Annotated in this window: 1 protein-coding gene and 1 pseudogene; one reads left to right on the top strand and one right to left on the bottom strand. The window is 71.1% G+C overall.

The features are described 5' to 3' along the window. Nucleotides 1-40: 40 nt before the first annotated feature. Nucleotides 41-658 carry a ProQ/FinO family protein gene (locus AC6LKG_RS26490; RefSeq protein ID WP_498169956.1) on the bottom strand — a complete coding sequence of 206 codons (618 nt, stop codon included), beginning with the start codon at nt 656-658 and terminating at the stop codon, nt 41-43. Between the two features lie 193 nt (nt 659-851). On the opposite strand from AC6LKG_RS26490, the pseudogene AC6LKG_RS26485 reads away from it, so the two are divergent. Then, nucleotides 852-1,084 (top strand): annotated as a pseudogene (locus AC6LKG_RS26485) (hypothetical protein); the annotation flags it as partial.

Raw genomic sequence — 1,084 nt, 5'->3', positions numbered from 1 at the left:
GTGCCGGGCACCGCACGGGCCGTTGTCATTCGCTGGCCGGTCAGTCCGCGGCCGGCGTGTCCGCAGCGGCTGGCGCTGGCGCCTCCATGGCGGGCTCGGAAGGCGTCTGCGCCGGCTTGGCGCCATCGGCCGTCGGCTTGCCCGGGTTGGCCTTGCCCCTGCCGCCACGGCCGCCGCCGGCCTTGGCATGGCGCCGCGAGGCCATGCGCTTGGCGTGCTGCGCTTCGTTGGCGGTCACGGCGCCGTTGGGTTCGCCATTGAGGTCCACGCGCGCGGCGCCCTCGACCATGCAGTCCCAATAGCGGCGGCCGTCGCACCAGGTCTTGACGGCCTGCTTGATCTCATCGGCGCTGAGCTGCAGGGTCTTGGCGTGCTGCACCAGGTCCTCCAGCACACCCAGCTTGAGCGGCACCTTGGGCGCCGGCTTCTTGGGGAAGGCTTTGGGGAATTGCCGCTGCAGTCGCGAAATGGCGATCAGCACCGGGTCGACCGGCGTCTCGCGCCGCTCGGCGGCGGGCGTGCGCGCGGCTTTCCCGGGCTTCTTCTTCGAAGCCGCCTCGCCGGCGTTCGGATGCGCGGGTTGCTTCTTGGAAGCCGCCTCTTCTTGAGCCTGCTTGACAAGCAGTCCTCGGATTGCGGCTAGCTGTTCTAGGCCCATAGTGTGCTGCAAGTTCTGATGTTGAAAGCGTGGAGCATAACAGTTGTGGCGTGGGGGATTGAAGTTGCGGCCCCGCGGCGGCCGTCGTAAGCTGCTCGCCACGATGGGCAAGCACACGCGGGTTACGTTGACAAGCAGGTCTACAAGCAGGTCCGCCGCCGCCCGCCGCGCGCTGGCGTGGCTGGCGGCGGGCTTGCTGGTTTTCCAGTCACTGGTGGCTTCGGCGGCGTTCGGCGCGCCGGCGCCGGCGGTGGCCGCGCGGGGCGCGTCGGTCATCCTGTGCACGGCCAGCGGGCCGCGCATGGTGGCGCTGGATGGCGCGAACGTCGCCACCGCCGCCGCGCCTGCCGCGTTCCCGGCCACCCACGGCGCGGGCGGCGCGTTGCCGCACTGCTGCGCCGCCAACTGCGCCATGCTGACCGGCGC

The organism is Achromobacter sp. 46006 (assembly GCF_059761975.1).
Note: the sequence above shows the minus strand (reverse complement) of the source record. Positions and strands in the feature narration are given on the sequence as shown.

Coding starts and splice junctions, on each gene's coding strand:
- AC6LKG_RS26490 (WP_498169956.1), bottom strand. CDS start 658: ATGGGCCTAGAACAGCTAGCCGCAATCCGAGGACTGCTTGTCAAGCAG.